The organism is Pseudomonas ceruminis (assembly GCF_021602025.1).
GTDB classification, from domain to species: Bacteria; Pseudomonadota; Gammaproteobacteria; order Pseudomonadales; family Pseudomonadaceae; genus Aquipseudomonas; species Aquipseudomonas ceruminis.
In genome coordinates, this window is record NZ_BQHW01000023.1 from 1 (window position 1) to 17,217 (window position 17,217).

6 protein-coding genes are annotated in these 17,217 nt (G+C 57.9%); 3 read left to right on the top strand and 3 right to left on the bottom strand.

Features of this window, described 5'->3' with window-relative positions:
- Positions 1-230: 230 nt before the first annotated feature.
- The 3 genes from L6D80_RS22510 to L6D80_RS22520 all read right to left on the bottom strand — a co-directional run bounded on the left by L6D80_RS22510 (position 231) and on the right by L6D80_RS22520 (position 9,251).
- On the bottom strand, positions 231-1,313 hold the full coding sequence (locus tag L6D80_RS22510; RefSeq protein WP_054901195.1) for a fimbrial protein: 1,083 nt from the start codon (positions 1,311-1,313) through the stop codon (positions 231-233).
- Entirely contained in the window at positions 1,313-3,886 is a 2,574-nt protein-coding gene (locus tag L6D80_RS22515; RefSeq protein WP_176516260.1) for a fimbria/pilus outer membrane usher protein, read from the bottom strand. Before L6D80_RS22515 ends, L6D80_RS22510 begins: the two co-directional genes overlap by 1 nt.
- A 250-nt stretch (positions 3,887-4,136) precedes the next feature.
- Entirely contained in the window at positions 4,137-9,251 is a 5,115-nt protein-coding gene (locus L6D80_RS22520; RefSeq protein ID WP_176516259.1) for an RHS repeat domain-containing protein, read from the bottom strand.
- A gap of 506 nt (positions 9,252-9,757) precedes the next feature.
- On the opposite strand from L6D80_RS22520, the gene L6D80_RS22525 reads away from it, so the two are divergent.
- The 3 genes from L6D80_RS22525 (at position 9,758) to L6D80_RS22535 (ending at position 17,177) form a co-directional block, all read left to right on the top strand.
- Positions 9,758-11,653 carry a hypothetical protein gene (locus L6D80_RS22525; protein WP_176516257.1) on the top strand — a complete coding sequence of 632 codons (1,896 nt, stop codon included), beginning with the start codon at positions 9,758-9,760 and terminating at the stop codon, positions 11,651-11,653.
- A gap of 77 nt (positions 11,654-11,730) precedes the next feature.
- Positions 11,731-14,226 carry a hypothetical protein gene (locus L6D80_RS22530; protein ID WP_176516255.1) on the top strand — a complete coding sequence of 832 codons (2,496 nt, stop codon included), beginning with the start codon at positions 11,731-11,733 and terminating at the stop codon, positions 14,224-14,226.
- Positions 14,227-14,228: 2 nt separating this feature from the next.
- Complete coding sequence (locus tag L6D80_RS22535; protein ID WP_176516253.1) at positions 14,229-17,177, top strand: hypothetical protein; 2,949 nt, start codon at positions 14,229-14,231, stop codon at positions 17,175-17,177.
- Positions 17,178-17,217: the final 40 nt, after the last annotated feature.

The window sequence follows — 17,217 nt, forward strand, 5'->3', positions numbered from 1 at the left end:
AATCTGATCAACCACCGCCAATTTAAAAGACAGTGAGTAATCTCGCTGTGTGCGCTTTACACCTTGCTCCATCTGACTCTCCGGAAATTCGGGATGGGAGGTGTAAACCTTATTCAGGACGGGACAGAATCTTCGAAAAAAGACGCTTCGGCGTCTTTTTTCGTTTCCGATCATTTGTTTTTATCGTCACACAGGCCGCAGGGTGTTCACCCAGCGGCCTTTTTTGCGCGTTATTTGTAGCTTACGGTAAAGGTCAGCCCCCCCTCGGCCACGCCCGGGGTTATCACTGGTGCGCTCTGGTAGTAGCGCGCCTGGAAGTCCAGATGGGTAGTGCCGATGCTTATTGGCTTGACCATTTGCTCTGATTGCAGTGGCATGGGCGAGCCATCGCTACGCAGCAGCTGGATTTCCACCCCGGCGGCATCTGAAGCGCCACCCAGGCTAAAGCGTCCCTCGGCTGGAACGGTCGGCACCGAGCCATTGGCGCCATCCAGTTCGATGTACACATTCGCGGGCGCGGGGTTGGGAGCGCTGGCGTCTTCGCAGTCGCTGAGTGTTATCTGGAAGGGCACGGGCGGGGTCGCGGGATTTGCCCCTGTGAAATCGGCAGGGGTGTAATTGCCCAGGTTCACCAGACCGGGGCTCACTGAGTTGGATTTCAGCGAACACTGCGCCTGGTTCACCGTGGCGGTTATCTGGTACTCCAAGACCTCGCCCAGGTTATGCAGTTCCCCATGAAACATGGTGCTGTTGATGTATTGGGGGCCGGGTGCGATTGGCCCGGTCTTGATGAGCCAGGCATTGCCACGGATAGTCGACACCACGACGTTGAAAGGCTGGTCTCGCATGGTCCCCGAATAGGGTATGACAGGGGAGGTGCCAGGATCAGGGGCGAAGGAGTTGTTGGTCACGCCGTCAAAAGGCGCACCAAGCTCCAAGTACACACCAACCCCGGGGATGTTGGTTTCCAGGACGTGGCCATTGATGTTCTTGCCACCCACGGGGGGCAAGGTGCCAGAGAAGATTGGCGCGGTATTATTGAGCCTTGCCTTGGGCGGGTTGGCAGGGTCCCACACGCACGAGGCCCTGGCGCCTTCCCTGTTGTTCGCGTTCATTGTGTAGGTACCGATCACGGTACCGTCTGGGGCATCGCGGGGTACCCAGAATGTGTTCATGTCACGCACGTAGGTCATGTAGGTGGCGCTCGTCTGGAACGTACAATTGGCGTAAGCGTTGCCAGAGAACAGGCCCAGGGCCAGGCAGCAGGCGGTCAGGCGCAAGCTGCGGTCGATGTTGAAGGTGAACGCGGTCATCAGAGCATTTCCTGGGTATTGTCGCCGGGCAGCAGGGGCTGGCTGCTGGCTACGGGCAGTTGGCAGTGCAGGGTTTGCAGGCGATAGCCACCCTCTTGTGCGAGTGCTTGCGGGTCGATGTCCAGTGTGCAGGCTTTATCGCTGGCCTCGCCCCACAGCACGCGTATGGTTTGCGGGCCTGTGGTGCGGGTAGACACCAGCGCCTGGCCAGCCTGGCCGACCACACCCAGGCTCTGGCCACTGGCATCGAACACCTGGGCGCCAAACGGCACGGGTTGGTCATTGGCCTGCCGCAGGGTCAGCACCAGGCGGGCCACATGCTCGGTTTCGTAGCTGGCCTTGACCACCGCGCCGCGACGCGGCACCACTTGCTGGCTGGCATTGCCAAACACCACTTCCGGCGAAAGGTCGTCGGTTTGCAGTACCAGTGAATTCAGCCGATAGGGGCGCAGGTACGGCACCAGTGCATAACCTTGGGCATTGGTACGCGCCGAGGCGGTGCTCTGTACGCCGACGCCGGATACATCGGGCACGTGGACCAGGGCCATGGTTTCGCCCAGGTGGCTGCCAAATACCAGGCCGTCGCCATGCAGCATCACGGCACCGCTGGCGTTCACCGACATGCTGCGGTAGTCGTTGCCTTGGTTGTAGCCCATGCCGACACTGGCCTGGCTGCCCTGGTAGTTGATAGACAGCCCACCGCTGTTGCGCCCCTGGCCGTCGTTGGCCAGCAAGGTGCTGTAGCTGAGCTGGTTGTCCAGCAAGCCGCCGCTGAGGCTGGCGCGTTCGCTGGTCCGGCCATTGTTGTTGCGCACGTCGAAGCTGGCCTGTTGCTGGCGGCCAAAGTCCAGTGGCATGCTCAAGCTCAGGCCGAACATGCGGCTGTCGTCGTTTTTTGAGTCCAGGGCCTGCGAGGCAAACAGGTTGACCGCGACCTTGCCCAGGCGGGTGGTGTATTGCAACTGGTACTGGCGGCGCTGGTGGCTGGTTTGCCAGTAGGTGTCCTGAGATAAGGTCAGGTTGAGTGCGCTTCGGTCCCCGACGCTCTGGTACACCGATGCTTCCAGGCGGCTGCGGCGGTTGCCAAGGTAGCTGCTGGCATTACTGCGTTGCCGCACAGCTTCGTCGAAGTCGCGGTAGCCCTCGGTCGAGTAGCGATAACCGGCGAAGCGCACGCTGGTGCGGCTCTGGAAACTTTTGCCGTAGCGCAAGGCAAAGCTGTGGCCGTGAGCATCGCCCAGCGTGGCGCCCAGGGCGCTGGAGGAACGGGTGACATCGAACGACAACGCGCCTATCTGGCCAATGTCGCGGCCCATGCCCAGTACGCTGGCGTTGTAGTACTCGCTGGAAAGCACACCGCCATACAACGTAGTGTCCCAGACACCACCGCGGGCCAGGGTGGCCTGCCAGAACAGCGGGTCGTCGAGTTGTTCGGCGCCGTCGTAGCGGCCCACGGTCGCGCTGTAGCGCCACACGCCTTCGCGCAGCAGGCTGCCCATGCTCGAGTAGGGTTGAGTGAAGCGGCGGATCTGGCCATCGGCTTCGGTGATGACCACTTCCAGCTCGCCATGGCCAGAGCCTACGCTGAGGTCGTCGATGGCGTAAGGGCCGGGGGCAACGTAGCTGGAATAGATGGGGTAGCCATTGTGTAGGATTTCTACCTTGGCACGGCTTTGGGCTACCCCGCGGATTACTGGTGCGTAATGCTGCATTGCATCGGGCAGCATGCCTGTGTCGGACGCCACCTGCGCGCCTGTGAAGCGCACGCTGCGGAACATGTCGCTGTTGGTGAAGGTTTCGCCCAGGGTGAGGTTGGCCTGCAGGCCGGGCAGGTCGCGCTGCGCGAACGTGTCGCTACGGGTCCAGCGGCGTGCCCCATCGGCGTCCTCACGCAGTGCCTGTTTGCTGCGCAGGCGCCAGGGCCCTAGGTTAAGGCCGCTGTTCAGGTACAGGTCCTGGCTGCTGCGGCTGCGGCCATCGCGCTGGCTGCTGTGCTGGGCCGAAGCCTGATAACTGATGAAGGCGGCGTTGATGCCATTGCTCCAGCGGGCCTCGGGCACGCTGCCCGAACGGTCCTGGCGCAGGGCGATTTGCGGGATCGACAGCGACAGGTGCAACTGGGCGGGGTCGAAATCGGCACTGGCCTGTGGTACCAGCTGCGCCAGGTCCACGCAGCTGTCGTCGTCTGGCAGGGGTGATTCCAGGGCCTGCTCGCGCAGGTCGAGGGTGCGTAGCAGTTCGGCCGTCAGGCAGGGCTGCAACCCTTTGCCATTCGGGCCCTCGATGAAGTCGATGTCCTGTTCGTGCAGGGGGCTGAAGTTGAGCGAGACCTGCACCCGGTAGCGCCCCGGCGGCAAGAGTGCCTGGGTGGCTAGGTTTTGTAGCGCCAGGGTCCCGGCCTCGGCGGGCTGGCCGGGGGCCTGGCGCATGAAGCCGGGCTGGAAGGCGAGGTCGGACGGGGCTGCCAAGGCAGGGTGGGCAAGGGCCAACGCCAGGCAGCCGCCAAGCAGCGGCGGCAGCGGGGCGAGGCGCGGGCGCAACGGCAATAGCCTGCGCCGTTCGGGCTGGAGCATGAGCGTGTCCTGAGCGGCGCCGACGGACGATGCACAGGTGGGCTCGTGGCGGGCGCCTGAAGCTGGATATGGAGGTGTGTGTAGGCAGGGGTGCTGCCGGGTCACGGTTTACAGGCAGGGGCAGGGTAGGTGGGAGGGGCAGGTATGAGATGTAGGAATAATCAGCTGTTGCGAGGGGTATTGGATGCAGTGACGGTTCGGGGCGGGTAGGTGCCCGCTGCCTTTGGGCAGCGGGCTACAGCTAAAAAAATTACGGCATAAGCCCAAACTTGCCGCTACCAGCTGGCCCGTAACCCCGTCCTTTATTTCGACCTACAATGACATAGCCCCAAGGGGTTGAGGGAGGTGGTGGTGGCGTACCGGTAGGCTTGGTGATCACCTCTGATAGCCCGGAGAAGAAAGGTTTCATTTCTGCACTCGGTGCAGGGCTTACGGGTGGTCGTAGATTTGAAATTGAGCTGCTGCGCGCGAGGCTTGATACAGTTTCATTGCTGTTGGCCGGCATGTTGGCCCACCATGCAGAGCGCCACACTCGCGCAGGCGCCCGCGCCGGTGCCAGGTTCGGCGCACCCAGACTCCGCGGCGAGTTACCTCCGAGCATGCTCCGGCTGGCGCTTGTGGCTCTACTAACAGTTGCATTGGCGTTTACCGTCACATTTATATTGGAGCCAGCAGCCCCTGCGCTCTGCCCGGCACCTGTCTGGGCCGCCTTCATCCCCCCTTTCGTCGCCGCGGCTCCATACCCGGCCGCAAACATGCCGATAACGGAGAACACAGTCGCGAAGTTCTGCAGCAGGTTCGAAAGTTCCGGGTTTTGGTACATGTACGCTGTCGCCACCCCCTGCAGGACCGCAGCGGCCCCGTTGGCAGCCACGCCGATGACGCCAACGACATAGCTGGTAGTCACGCCGATGGTGGCCGGAGCCGACCAAGGCATTGCGATCGCCGATACGACGAAAATGGCGGCGGCAGCAGCGAGGCCCAGCCAGGCATACCAAGGTACCTTGGGTTTTTCTTCTATGCGCCGTTCCAGCGGTGCCTGGCGGCCACGGGTCACGGGTTCACCGCGATGGCCGGTGGGGTCGTGCCAGTAAACCGGATTGCCCAGGGCATACACGTACGGGTTGATGCCGGCCTCCTCAGGCGGCATCGAGTCTGGGCTGTGAAAGCGCATCAGGCCAGGGTTGTAGGCGCGGTAGCCGCTGCCCAGCAGGTACCAACCCAAAGCGTGCTCGCGGGCTTCGCCGTTGAAGGCCAGCAGGCTGCGCAAGGGCTGCTCGGCGTCGTCTGGCAGTTGTTCACCGTACGGGGCGTAGTGGGCATGGCGCGTACCTTCGGCATCGTACTCGGTGTTCACGCTGCCTGCATGGTCGGTAAGCAGCAGTGTGGCGTTGCCGGCTTGTTGCTGTGCCCGAGGCTGGCCACCGGCGTGCAGGTACTCGGTGAGCAGGCCGTCCTCCAATAGGCTGTCCAGGCTATGGCCCACGTAGCGGCGCTGCATCTTGCGCGCGTCCGTGCCCGAATAAAGCAGCTGATCATGCCCGTCATAGCCGTACTGTGCCGCCACTTTGCGGTTGGCATCCTGCACCTGGCTCAGGCGGCCAAGGCTGTCGTAGTACAAAGCATTGCCGCACTCATCGTTGAGCATGTTGCCCAGTTCGTCGTAGCTGAAGGTCTGTTCTTTCGCGCAGCCTTCAGAGGGCAGACTATGCGTGACCTTTTCCAGCCGGAACCCGTCATGAGCACAGTAGGTGAACTGCGCATCGTCCTGCTCGCGGTCATTGAACGTTGTGCGGCAGCGTATGATGTTGTCTACCGCGTCGAACCTGAACATTTGGGTTGTGATCTGCCGGCCGCTGGCGGTTTCGACAGGGCAATCGTATTTGGTCAGGCGGCCAAGGCTGTCATACTCGTACTTTTCTTCACGCAGTTTTTGCCCGCCTTCCCAAAGGGTTCGCGAATGCAGCATGTCGTCGTCCTGCCACACTTGTACCAGTTGGCGTGCCCTGCCGTTGACGCTCAAGGTGCGGCGGGTCTCCCTGCCCAGGCTGTCATAGTGCTGGGTGCACAGAGTGACAGGTTGCTGTTGCGCGTCGGAGTTGCTGGTGTCGCGGGTTTCGGTGGTCTCCAGCAGGCCGGTGTCTTCGGAGTATTTCAGCGTCGACTTGAGATTGCCCTGTAACACCGACACCAGCCGACCGTGCTCATCGAAGTCATAGTCACAGGCTTGGCCATCGCTGTGCTTGCGCTGTGTCGGCAGGCCTTGCCAGGACTGCTGGTAAATGACGCTGTAAGGCGTACCTTCAGTGTCGGTCAGGTGTTCTTCGCGAAGGTCGCCTTGTTCGGTGTACACATAACGGCGTTTACCCAGTGGATTGTTGGCGTGGGTAATTTCTGCGCTCTTGTCGTCATACTCGAAGTCTGCGCTCTGTTGCTCTTCCTGGTAGGTACGGCCGTCCTCGTCCTCCAGTGTTGCAACAAGCTTGCTGGGTTGCTCGGTCAGCTCTGGCTTGTACTCATAGCCGATCACCCGCTTGCGGGTGCCTTTGCCTGTGGCCTGCAGGCTGAACGCCGTGCGCGTGTCGACTAACTGGGTCGTGCCTTTATAGGTGTACTCCTCCACCCGCGAACCCACGGTCATGCGTACCAGGCGGCCAAGCCCGTCGAACTTGCGCTCGCAGAGCATCTGCTCAGGTGCGTTACTGTTCTCTTTCAACTGCAGTTCAGTGACCAGTTCGCCCATGTTGTGGGGGGCGAACTTGCGTACCAAGGTCGTGCCATCTGGCCGCTGATTGCTGGTCATGCGGCCCAAGGCGTCATAGGTGAACTTGCTGGTGCGTGTGATGACCTGGTTGTCGTCTCTCGGGTCCAGGATAGATTCGATCCGGCTCAGGCAGCGGCCGAGCCCGTCGTAGGTGTAGTCAGTGCGGCCGGCCTCGCGTGTAACCCGCTGTTTACCTCCCTCGGGGGAATCCACCTCTTCCTCCAGCAGGCGGTACTCGTAAATCGGTTTGCTGAAGCGATTGAGCTTACTGACGGTCTGTTGCAGCCTCTGCCCGGGCGCTTTTGGGCTTTCGATCCAGCGGGTGACCAGTTGGCCACCAGGCTCGAGCGGCGTAGCGTCGATACATTCCTTGATGCCGTCGGGGCGCACTTCTTCACACATTTGGCCCCAGCCGTCGTACGCGTAGCTCGACTTCAGCTCGAGCACGCGCGGCTGCGCCTTGCCGTCTTTGTCCGGCAGGTAGTCATAGCCGATTTTGCTCACCAGGCTGCCCGCCGAGTCATACTTCAGCTCGGCTACCGTGCGCGTCACGATCTCTCCTGTCACGGCGTCACAGGCTTTACGCTCTTCCCGGATGGGGCGGTGGCTGCCATCGAATACGGTGCGGGTGACGACGCCCTTGCTGTCGGTGGCTTCCTCACAACTACGTTTGCGCCCGCCGTCGTCGAGTAGCTTGTAGGCGGTGGTGCGCGTGGTGGCATAGGGGGTGCATGGGCTTGCGATTTCTGCGACTACACGGCCCAGTACGTCATGCTCATAGCCTGTGAATACGTCATTGGCATCGTGCTCCAATACCACCTGACCGTTGTGCAGGGAATAAGTGGTGGCCGTTTTTTTCACTAGCGTGTGAGTATGATCAGTGAAGGTTTCGGTGCTGCGGCTCCAGGTGAGTTGGTTATTGCCGTCCTTGACCTTTTCGTACTTCCAGTTGCTGGTGGTGATTGCACCGTTGATCTGCATGTCTTGCTGGTCCACCCGGCCATGCAGGAACGGGGTGTCGGTTTTATTCAGATAGCGGCGGACTTTGGTATTCAGCAACTGGCGCGCTTCGCCCTCGCCCTCCCCCTCGAAGATATATTCCTGTTCTAGCGACAGCCATCCGGGCATGTTCAGGTCGGGGTCAGCCTGTGGCAGTGCCGGCAGGCAGGCATAGATGAATTCACTGCTTATGATCTGGGCTAGCGGTTCGCCTGGGGTGGATGGGGCTGCAGGGTAGATGACGACGGACTCGAGATTGCGTTCGAATTCCTCCGGGTCATCCGCACCAGGGTAATAATTACGTACCATGCGTGTGCCGTCAGCTTTGAGTTCCGTCAACAAGTTGCCATGGCGGTCGTAGGTGGTTTTCGTTTGTTCCTGGTCACCTACCGTTGGGTCACCCACCTTCGTCCAGGATTTTGTCACAGTGTCTGGAAGCTGGAAGTACTCAGGCTGGTCTTTGAACGGTTTGTTATCTTCTTCGTGATACTTCGTTGTGATGGTTTCGATACAGCCATTGTCTGTGGTGATCTGGGATGTCATCAAATGGAAGCGATTAAATATACTTACGACCGTCCGGTAGGTTTTTCCATCCCGATAATGCTCGGCGGTAGAGCTGTATTCAAAGGCAGTGCCTGTAAAGCGGTAGAGTTGGTCCGTCCCGTCTTCAGCTCCATAAACCAGGCCTGTGCCGTTACCCAGGAAATTGTTGCTGGAGTATGTGTATTTCGTAAGTATGTGAGTGCGCTCGTCCCGTATATCAGGCTTGATCCAGTGCTCATCGACTGAAGGTAAATACCGCGCGATACCAGGGTACTTATGGCCCCCGGTACCTTCGTGGTAAGTGATCGTTTCCACACCTTTATCAGGGTTTTCCACGCTGCTCAAGAAGGGCAGTTTATCGTAGAGCTTGTACTTCAGCTCCCAGTATTCTTCACTTGATGTAGGCAGGGTGATTTTTCGCAGTTCATTGTCCTCCAGGTCCAGTGTGTACCGGGCCGGGCTGCTTGTCGTCGGGTTGATCGTAAACTCCGCCCGGATAGCAGTGGGGTATTTTACTTCCAGCAGTGTACGGCCAGTGTCATCGGTGATGGATTGCAGGCGTGCCTTGCTCTTGGTCTTATCGTAGTCCAGGTTGATACCATGGCCGGAAGCACCGATGACGCGCACAGGCACGGCGGTGACAGTATCATTGGTCTGGGGCTCGAGTATTTCGACCAGGCCGCCTTTATGTGCAATACGAATGCGTATTCTATCGCCTTTGCTGATATTGCTGAAGTGGAAGCTATCCAGTTTTTTTTCTGCGATAACGGGCGCATTGCCAGGCCCGTTGTCTGCAACTTTGAACGATTCACCGGTGTGTAATGAGAGCATGCCGGTGGTAATGTTGAAACTGCTGAGTTTCAGGTTCCAGCCAATACCAAACCCGTTGTTATCGTTGCTCATTGGGTTAAAGCTCAATTGCAACGGCAGGTCGGGGCCGCACAGGTCGTTGGCGTTCAACGCCGGAAGAGCAATGGATAGTGTGTACAGGCCAGTACGAGGGTCGACACTGCTCTGCATGAAACTTGAAAAATTGAAGGCATTCGATGTGGTTGCCATGGTGCGGGGTTCCTGAGTGTGCGGTATGCGTTGAATAGCCGGTGTGACGCTATGGGGCCTGTACCGGGCATCCTCAGGGGGGCGAGTTGGCGCTCCCCATCACTGCCGTGAGGGCGTCAGGCGTCATCCGAAACAAGTGGTCTGCCATGAAGGCTAGGATAAAAAAATGATGTGCACACCTGGCAGAATTACCAGGTACGCCTACCTTCGCCGCCAGGGGTGGCGTGTGGGCTACCTGTTAATTTTGCTAGTTGTGCAGCAGGGGAGACTCCTCTAAAACTGTTCTGGCGAGCAACCAAGGTGGGTGACAAGCTGGAACAGGGCCGTTAACGCTCTATTTATTTATCTACTCGACGCGTGCACCTGCTTATTCAAGCGGCGTGCAAGCACGCAACAGTTTTTAATTTTTATTCGGGATGTTTACTTTTCTTGAGTGCAGCGTTCACAGAGATCGTGCCGCTACGTTATATGGAGAACGGTTATGGCCAGACCAACACAAAGAAGCATTGCTCGAAGAGCTGGCAAAAGGCGGAGTACGTCTGCTTATCTACGCGGCGTGCAGTCCCTCAACACTTTTTGGCATTCGCGACATGAATAAGCGGCTAGATCAAGACGAGGCTCTGGAGGCGCCCACGATTGAGGGATTAACTTCATTCAATGAAATTGACCTGAATGCTTTGGGCGATGAGTCATTGAAGACCTTAATCAAGTACACGGGCATGGCGGAAAACGACTACGTGGTGGTACGTTGGTTAGGTCGTAGCGCTACCGGTGAAGCCTATGACCATACGGCGGGCTATTCGCTTCAGCGCGAGCATTTAGCAGATGGCCTCGAAGTCGAAATTGCCAACAGCTATATCACAGATGCCGCGGGGGGGGAGGCGTTTTATTCTTACACCAGTGAGGCGGATGGCGCCACGCATGAAGCAGCATCATTACGAACCTTTTGCTATATCGGGGTAAGGCCCCGCGGACAAGTTGAAACGCTGTCTGTACTGCAAGTGGTGGACTCTCATGGCTTGATTATTCAGCCTGACAACCTACCGAGTTCAGGGATGCGTGTTGTAGTGCCCCACTATCAGGCGATGCAGATAGGTGACAAGGTTACCCTGACAGTCGAATGCTATACACCGGACGATTTTCTCGACACCACGTGGAAACAAGAAGTAACCGTCGCAGGGGAGCACTTTGGAGAAAGCGCAATCAGTGGCACGGTACCCAAGGGTGACCTTGAATGGGTTGACCCAGGCTATGTACTTGCCTCTTATGAGATCGCATTTGCAGTGGGGGGGCGTTTGAAATCGCCGGTGCAACGGCTGCAGGTCGACTCCAGAAGCACTCTGCCAGGCTATCTTGGAAAACCCACGATCGAAGGGCACGTCGAAGGCGATCCGCTGGACCCGGGGCGCTTCCCCGATGGCCTGCTGGTCAAACTGTCGGATTATCCTGGCATTGCGGATTCAGATTACCTCACCCTGCAGTGGTCCATCCCCGGAGGCCAGCTGTACATGCCATCGGCGCGGGTCGACCCTAGCACCCGGGCAGCCGATTCGATCCCGTTTCATATTAGCCCGGGAATCCTGGCTGTCAGCCAAGGCACTGATGTAAGCGTGTCTTACCTGTATGGGCGCGAGGGTGAAGCACTGAGTTCAGAAGTGTTGCAAGTCGCTGTGCAAAATGCACGCGTGCTGAATGTGCCCTTGATTGAGGGCGCTACGGCGGATGGCGCATCCGACAGCGGTAATATATTGGCTGATCTGTCTGTATCTGGTGTTTACGTCAATGTGCCGCCCGGCATCACGCTGCCCGGTGAGGCGCTGCATGTGCATTGGGTGGGTATTGGGCCGCTTGGTGAATACGTGGCCAAAGAGCCCGCCTCCCCGGATAGGCCGTTGCGTTTCTTTATTCCGCCCGAACAGGTGCCTGGCAATATGGGGCGTACTCCTGCGGACACCAGTTGGAGGTTCAACGTGTTCTACAGGCTGTCGAAGGGATCAGACACGATCGATTCGATGCCTTACAGGTTGCGTATCAAGCCATTGGATAGCGCAACGCTGCCGACGGTCGATTTGACTGATGGCCCTGTTTACCTCAGCCGGTTACCTGAAGCGGGAGCCAGGTTGAACATGATTACCTGGCCGTTTATTGCCCGGGAGCAACTGCTGACCATCGTGATGGAAGGGGTGGACTCTCGGGATAACCCGGTGCAGTTCATTGTTCGGGACGAAAAGCCAATTACCGATGCCGAAGTGAGTAATGGCGTGAATGATGAAAGGTTGCCGAAGTCGGAACTCCGAAAGCTGAAAATAGGCGAGCGCTTCACCTTGTATGCTCGAGTGAGTTTCAATGGAGGAGCTTTTTATTTGAAATACCCGTCCCAGTCGACGCCCCTTAATCCGTAATTTCTTTCCGGACTGTTTGCTTTTGTTGAGCGCAGGGTCCAGAGAAATCGTGCGGCTACGTTATATGGAGAACTATCATGCCCAGACCAACACTAGAGCAATATTACAACTATTTGAAAGAGGCGCCGCGAACCCACGGTTGGGGTGCACTTTTGGTCTATGACCGCAAAAAAGCAAACCTTCTGCTGATGCAGGAGCATATTCTACGCGCTGATAGAAAGGCCTGGATCGAACCGGTATCGGGTGAAGCGCAGACGGAGAACGGCAAGTTTTCCCGGCTGTCCAACTTTACGTTCGGTCCACCAGTACTGTCGTTCGAGAACTCGAGTATAGGCAGCTCGATGGCCGCCCTGAGCATGCCAGTGGTGGGCGGCAAGCTGACCGAATGGAGCCGGGAGCAAGGTGCGCAGTTACCAACGCTGGTGGGTATCTCACACCTTGACCCGCTGAGCGCGCCTCGCGTGAAGATGAACATCAAGCTCAACGAGGGCAAAGGCGGGGTGGTTGATGAAGACGGTCGCGTGTACCTGGACTTGTCGGAGAGCAGTGCTTATTACTTTGAAGTGAGCCAATGGGAAGATCTGAACATCAAGTTGGGGGAATTGATTGAAGCGCAGTTGAAGGATCGTGAGAGGGGCGAGCAAATTTGGGAGTTGAATACGCTGGCACCTGTGGAGAGCGCATTGAACCCGACCTCCTTCAGGGTTCGCACGCACTCCCTGGGTAAGGCGGGGACCCCGGTGGCCAGTACGAACCAGGCAGACCTGGAAGAGGGTGCGGTCATTGTGGGTGTAGCGTTCAATGGCGCCACAAATGGTGGGTTTCCTGGGGGCGATGAGGACATGCCGTATTTACTGCCTCAGCGGCAGTCGGGTGATCCGTATTCTTTGAGCGTTGTTCTGAGTGACGAAACGTGGGTAAAAAACGTTCTAAATAGTTTGTTGGACGGCCTCGCGGGTACGGCTTATGTCCCCAGTGAAGTTACATACACAAAAAATTCATCGGGCTTCTACACGGAGGCGAAAGCGGGCTCGATTCGTTATCCCGAGGAATTGTTTTTTTGGATTGTTGATCTTCCATTAGTTAGGATGCGATTCCGTGTCTCTGGCGATTTGGGTCAGCTCTCATTTTCTTTTGCTCCTGGTAAAATTGATTGCACGTGGCGTTATAAAGGACGCTTTGAACACGGTACCTACATCGAGATAAATCTGAACGGTTATTGGCAGGGAAGTTATGCTCCATTGGACCTTGATGTTAGTGCATCCTGCTCCTTCTCAACAAGTATGGAAGACGGTGTAATTGTACTAACTAAGGGCCCCGTTACCGTTAACGGTGAATGGGAGTATGATCCGCGCGGTGAATATGCAGAAGAAGCAAAGAGAAAATTCACCCTTTTCAAAGACTATGTAGAGGGCCGCGTTGGGGGCGTTTTCGAGCGTCTGGCGGGAAGGCTTGAAGTTGTTGACCTCCTGCGCCTCAACGGCCTGCTCTTTCGCAATGAGCAACGCTCCGTAGCTGATACTTTCGCTAACCCTGGCGATGTGACGATGCTAGGCGAACTGGCCCCCACCCTCACTGCCTTCGCGATCGACCCGATAGAGAGAACTCTCATCGCCGGGGGCACGCAACCGCTTACCCTCACGCCCAAACCCCATGTGGTGGAATGGAGTGTCAAGGCGCTGCCAGACGATCCCGAAAAACCCGAGGGGCCTGAGCAGTTGGGTGAAATCGTCAACGACGTATACAAAGCGCCCAAAGCAGACACCATTGCTGGCACGTTCCGTCAGGTCATCATCACTGCAACGGTGGACGATACCAGCAGCAGCGCCCTGTTCACTGTCGTGCCTAAGTCCGTAGCGGTAAGGCCGATGTTGCTTAATGCATTCTATTCCAACCCCGGCCAACCGCAACGCTATGTGTTGGAGGGAGGAAGCGTCGATTCGGAATTGGTCTGGGCCAAAGGTGCCAGTTTCAAAGGTGAGCTGCGTGACCCTACAACCGGCGAATATGACGAGTTGAAGATCCCCAGGGACAAGCAAGTCAAGGTCTATGTCGCGCCCCTGAGCGACCCGGAAACTGGGCCGGTACTTGGCGCGCTCATGCAACTGGACCAGGTGCAGGTTACCGGTGGTAATCGTACCGAAACCATCGATATCACGGTGCTCTGGACGACGACTTCTGCAACGCTGAAGGTGGAGGCACAAGCAGGTGGAGCGCTGAAACTGGTGCTGGCCGTTCGGAGTTGGGGAGGAGGGGAGCAAGACCTGTCTCCTGACGAGACAAAATGGTTCGTGGTCAAGGGCAAAGGAGCCCTTGATGAGGGTGCGGGTATCTACAGCCCGGGGTCGGAGGAAGGTGACTACGTGATCATCGCCGGTGTTGGCATCCAATCAGGTAATTGGAATTACGCTGTTCTGCCAATGCCGTACACCTCTGAAGAAGCCCAGACGTTCCATGAAGTGAACCAGGCCATCAATGGCACGAACGCCAGCGCTCCTTACACCGCTGAGCAGATCGAGGCCATGGAGGTGGTGAAAAAAGCCTTCAGCAGCCTGAGTGCGGCGAGGACCTGACCATGACTACCCATACCAAAGAAGCATTGCTCGAAGAGCTGGCAAAAGGCGACAGCATGCGGGGCTGGGGCGCGGTACTGGCGCTAGGCCGTGATGCTGTCAATCATGCGTTGCAGGCTCATTTCGTCGAGCAATTCGATCAGCGGGGTGGCTTGCCGATCATCGAGGGTGAGTATTTTATCGACCCCGTCGCCCGCACTGAAAAGGTGGCCTTCGAAAACCTCACCCTGGGCCCGCCGCAGTTGTCTTTCAAAGGCGCCTCAGGTGCTTCGACCCAGGTGCGGGTGAGTATGGAGTTGCTCACCGGGCATTGTGTTTCGTCGACGATCATGTCGGCCCACGTCGAGCAATTCAGAAGAAGCCATGTACTGGAAATGGGCATGGGTTATCAGTTCGAAGTGTATGGGCACCTGAACGTGCAGCCACACCCGTACCTGGACAAGTACCAGGTCGTGCTCGACATTACCGGTGCCAGCGAAGCCACCTGCACGTTAGGCGGCACTAGCATCGCTGCGCAGAAGATGGGGGCGTTCATCCTCGAGCAGTTACAGTACGAGTGGGTTATCAACAGCCCACTGCCGGTGCTGGAATTCGACATTTTCGGGCATAGCGGCTTGTCCACCACGCGCATCGATGTGGCTGCGCAGCAAGCACCCGCCGGGGCGGGCGGTGGTACAAGCCCGGACGACGATGGGGCGCTGATGGTGCTCATGCAACTGGTTGACGGTGTCGAAGCTACCCGACCGAGCGGCTCCTGGCCTTATTTGTTGCCGCGCAAGAGTGGTACCGCCAACTACAGCAGTGCCCTATTGATCAGCCGGGAGCGGGCGCCGCTTGCCGAGAAACGCGCAGCTGTTGCACTGGAGCAACTGGTGTTGCCCGATGCAAACGTAGTCAGGCTGGAGGAGGAGGAGCATAACCCCCACGACATGATCGTTTTCGGCGATGTCCAGGCCACTGCCTTTTCCCGTCAGCCGCAACCGCGCATTGGCAAAGTGGCTGCAGGCAACCGCGCCCAGTTCACGGTCGCGAATCATTCGGTGGCTGCCTGGACAGCCCTGGATGTGCAAAACCCACGCAATTCTGGTGAGATCGAAGCTGGCACTTACACGGCGCCCGCTGCGAGCATGTTCCCGCTTCGGCAACGTCTGATGAACATCAAGGCCCAATTTGCCAATGTGCAGGAGGGGGCAAGCAAGTCGGCGTTGGTGGTCGCTTCTTCGGACGATTTGGTCATTTCGCCGCGGGTGGTCATTTGGGCCACGGGCGACGCCCCCGTCCGGCTGACCGCATCGCAGGGTGGAAGGCTGGAGTGGGAAACTGATGGCGACACGTTCGGCAGCATCGTGCGAGACCCAGCGGACGACAACGAAACGCCGCATGCCATTTTCACCCCGGATGCGCCCCCGAACCATCCACCCATTCGCCTTCAGCGTATCAAGGTAACCAACTGGGAGGAAGAGAGTGGCTACGCGACAGTGGTCATCCTAGCCATGCGCGCGCCGCGGCGGATGCAACCCTTCTACGTGCCGAACATGCGCGCTTCTGACTCGCAAACGTTCACCCTCACCGAGTCGCTCCCCGGTCAGGCCTCGGATGAGACATGGGGTGACCGCCCTGCGGTGCTGAGCACAGTGTGGGAGCTGTACGGCAAAGGCGAGTTTGTCGATGGGACGTACACCGCGCCGGAGTCGGACCCGGGTGAAGTCAGTGTGGTGGCGGGTGTTTATGACGGCCAGGCTGGCATTGCTGTTATCGAGCATGATGTTCATGCGAGCCTGTCAAATTCGATCGGCTCCCAACGCTGGAAGGCCCTGAATCACTTCAAGTTGTTCCTTAATGACACGTCGCGAAAAAAAGCCTGGGCGAATGGCAGGCAACAGGTAGCGGTCGATATCCACATCGAGACCCAACCATTTAATGATTCTGAAGGCGTCCCTATTTATGATCCGGTAAGCGATGCGGAGCTGGCAACGTTGCAGCTTACCCATCGGGATGGCACACCGATCCAGTGGTTACCTGCTGACACTGAAGTAATCCCACCGGGTGGAGGAAGCTGGGCCGCCAGTAAGTTTCGCAATCGCTTTGATTACCTACCCGCTGGCGAAGGATTGGTTTCGCCAAACGAGGCGCAAGAGGCGCAGGCGAGAAAGGACCAGTCAAAGGCGGTGGGGGTAAAGGGGAACGAGGAGGCGTTGCGCATTGTAACCGTTTACCTTCAGACCACAGAAAGCGAGATACGCTGGATTCGGGCCAAGTTTCAGAACCATGAAAACAAGACGTTCTACTCTTACGCACAAAACACCACTGATGGTGAGGTAGAACTGGGTGGGCTGGTACCCAAAAAACTGGATGTCGCAGACCTGGAGCCTTTTACGGGAAAACGCGTGGCTCAACAAGCTGGGTTCGACATCGTCGATAGCAATGGACGCCTTGTCGACGGTCACAACTATTGGCAATACACCACGCATTATTGGGCATTGCGTGCCAGGGGGCAGCGCAGTTTTGTCGATGTACGCTTCGATCATGTTTCAGTCCTTAAATACGAAAGTGAATTACTCGATGAAACGTTCGCCAGCTATGTCGGCGTTGCCTATGTGCCGCGGGTACTGCCGGGGCGCACCGCTGATCGACGCATTGAATATCAGGCTCAAATGGAGTTGTTGGCGTTGCAGCAAGCGGGCACACCCTTGAATCGAGAATTTGCAACGGGTGAGCATTTCTCTGCAGGCACATTACTGGTGTCGCTCGAACGCGTTTCGGACATGAGGTTCTGGTATGACCAGCAGGATATCAGGTGGCGTGAGGCGCTGAGCAAACCGTTGTATTTTACGCTGATCGATAACTACGGAACGCAAAGTGCGCTCTATATCAACTGGGGCCAGCAGTTGGACGATGGGTCGATAGACTCGACTGACGCCCGAAACTTTCTGCACTGGAAGTTCCAATGAGCGCGGCTGCCCCCTAAGGGGGGCGGTACTCTTCTTGAGT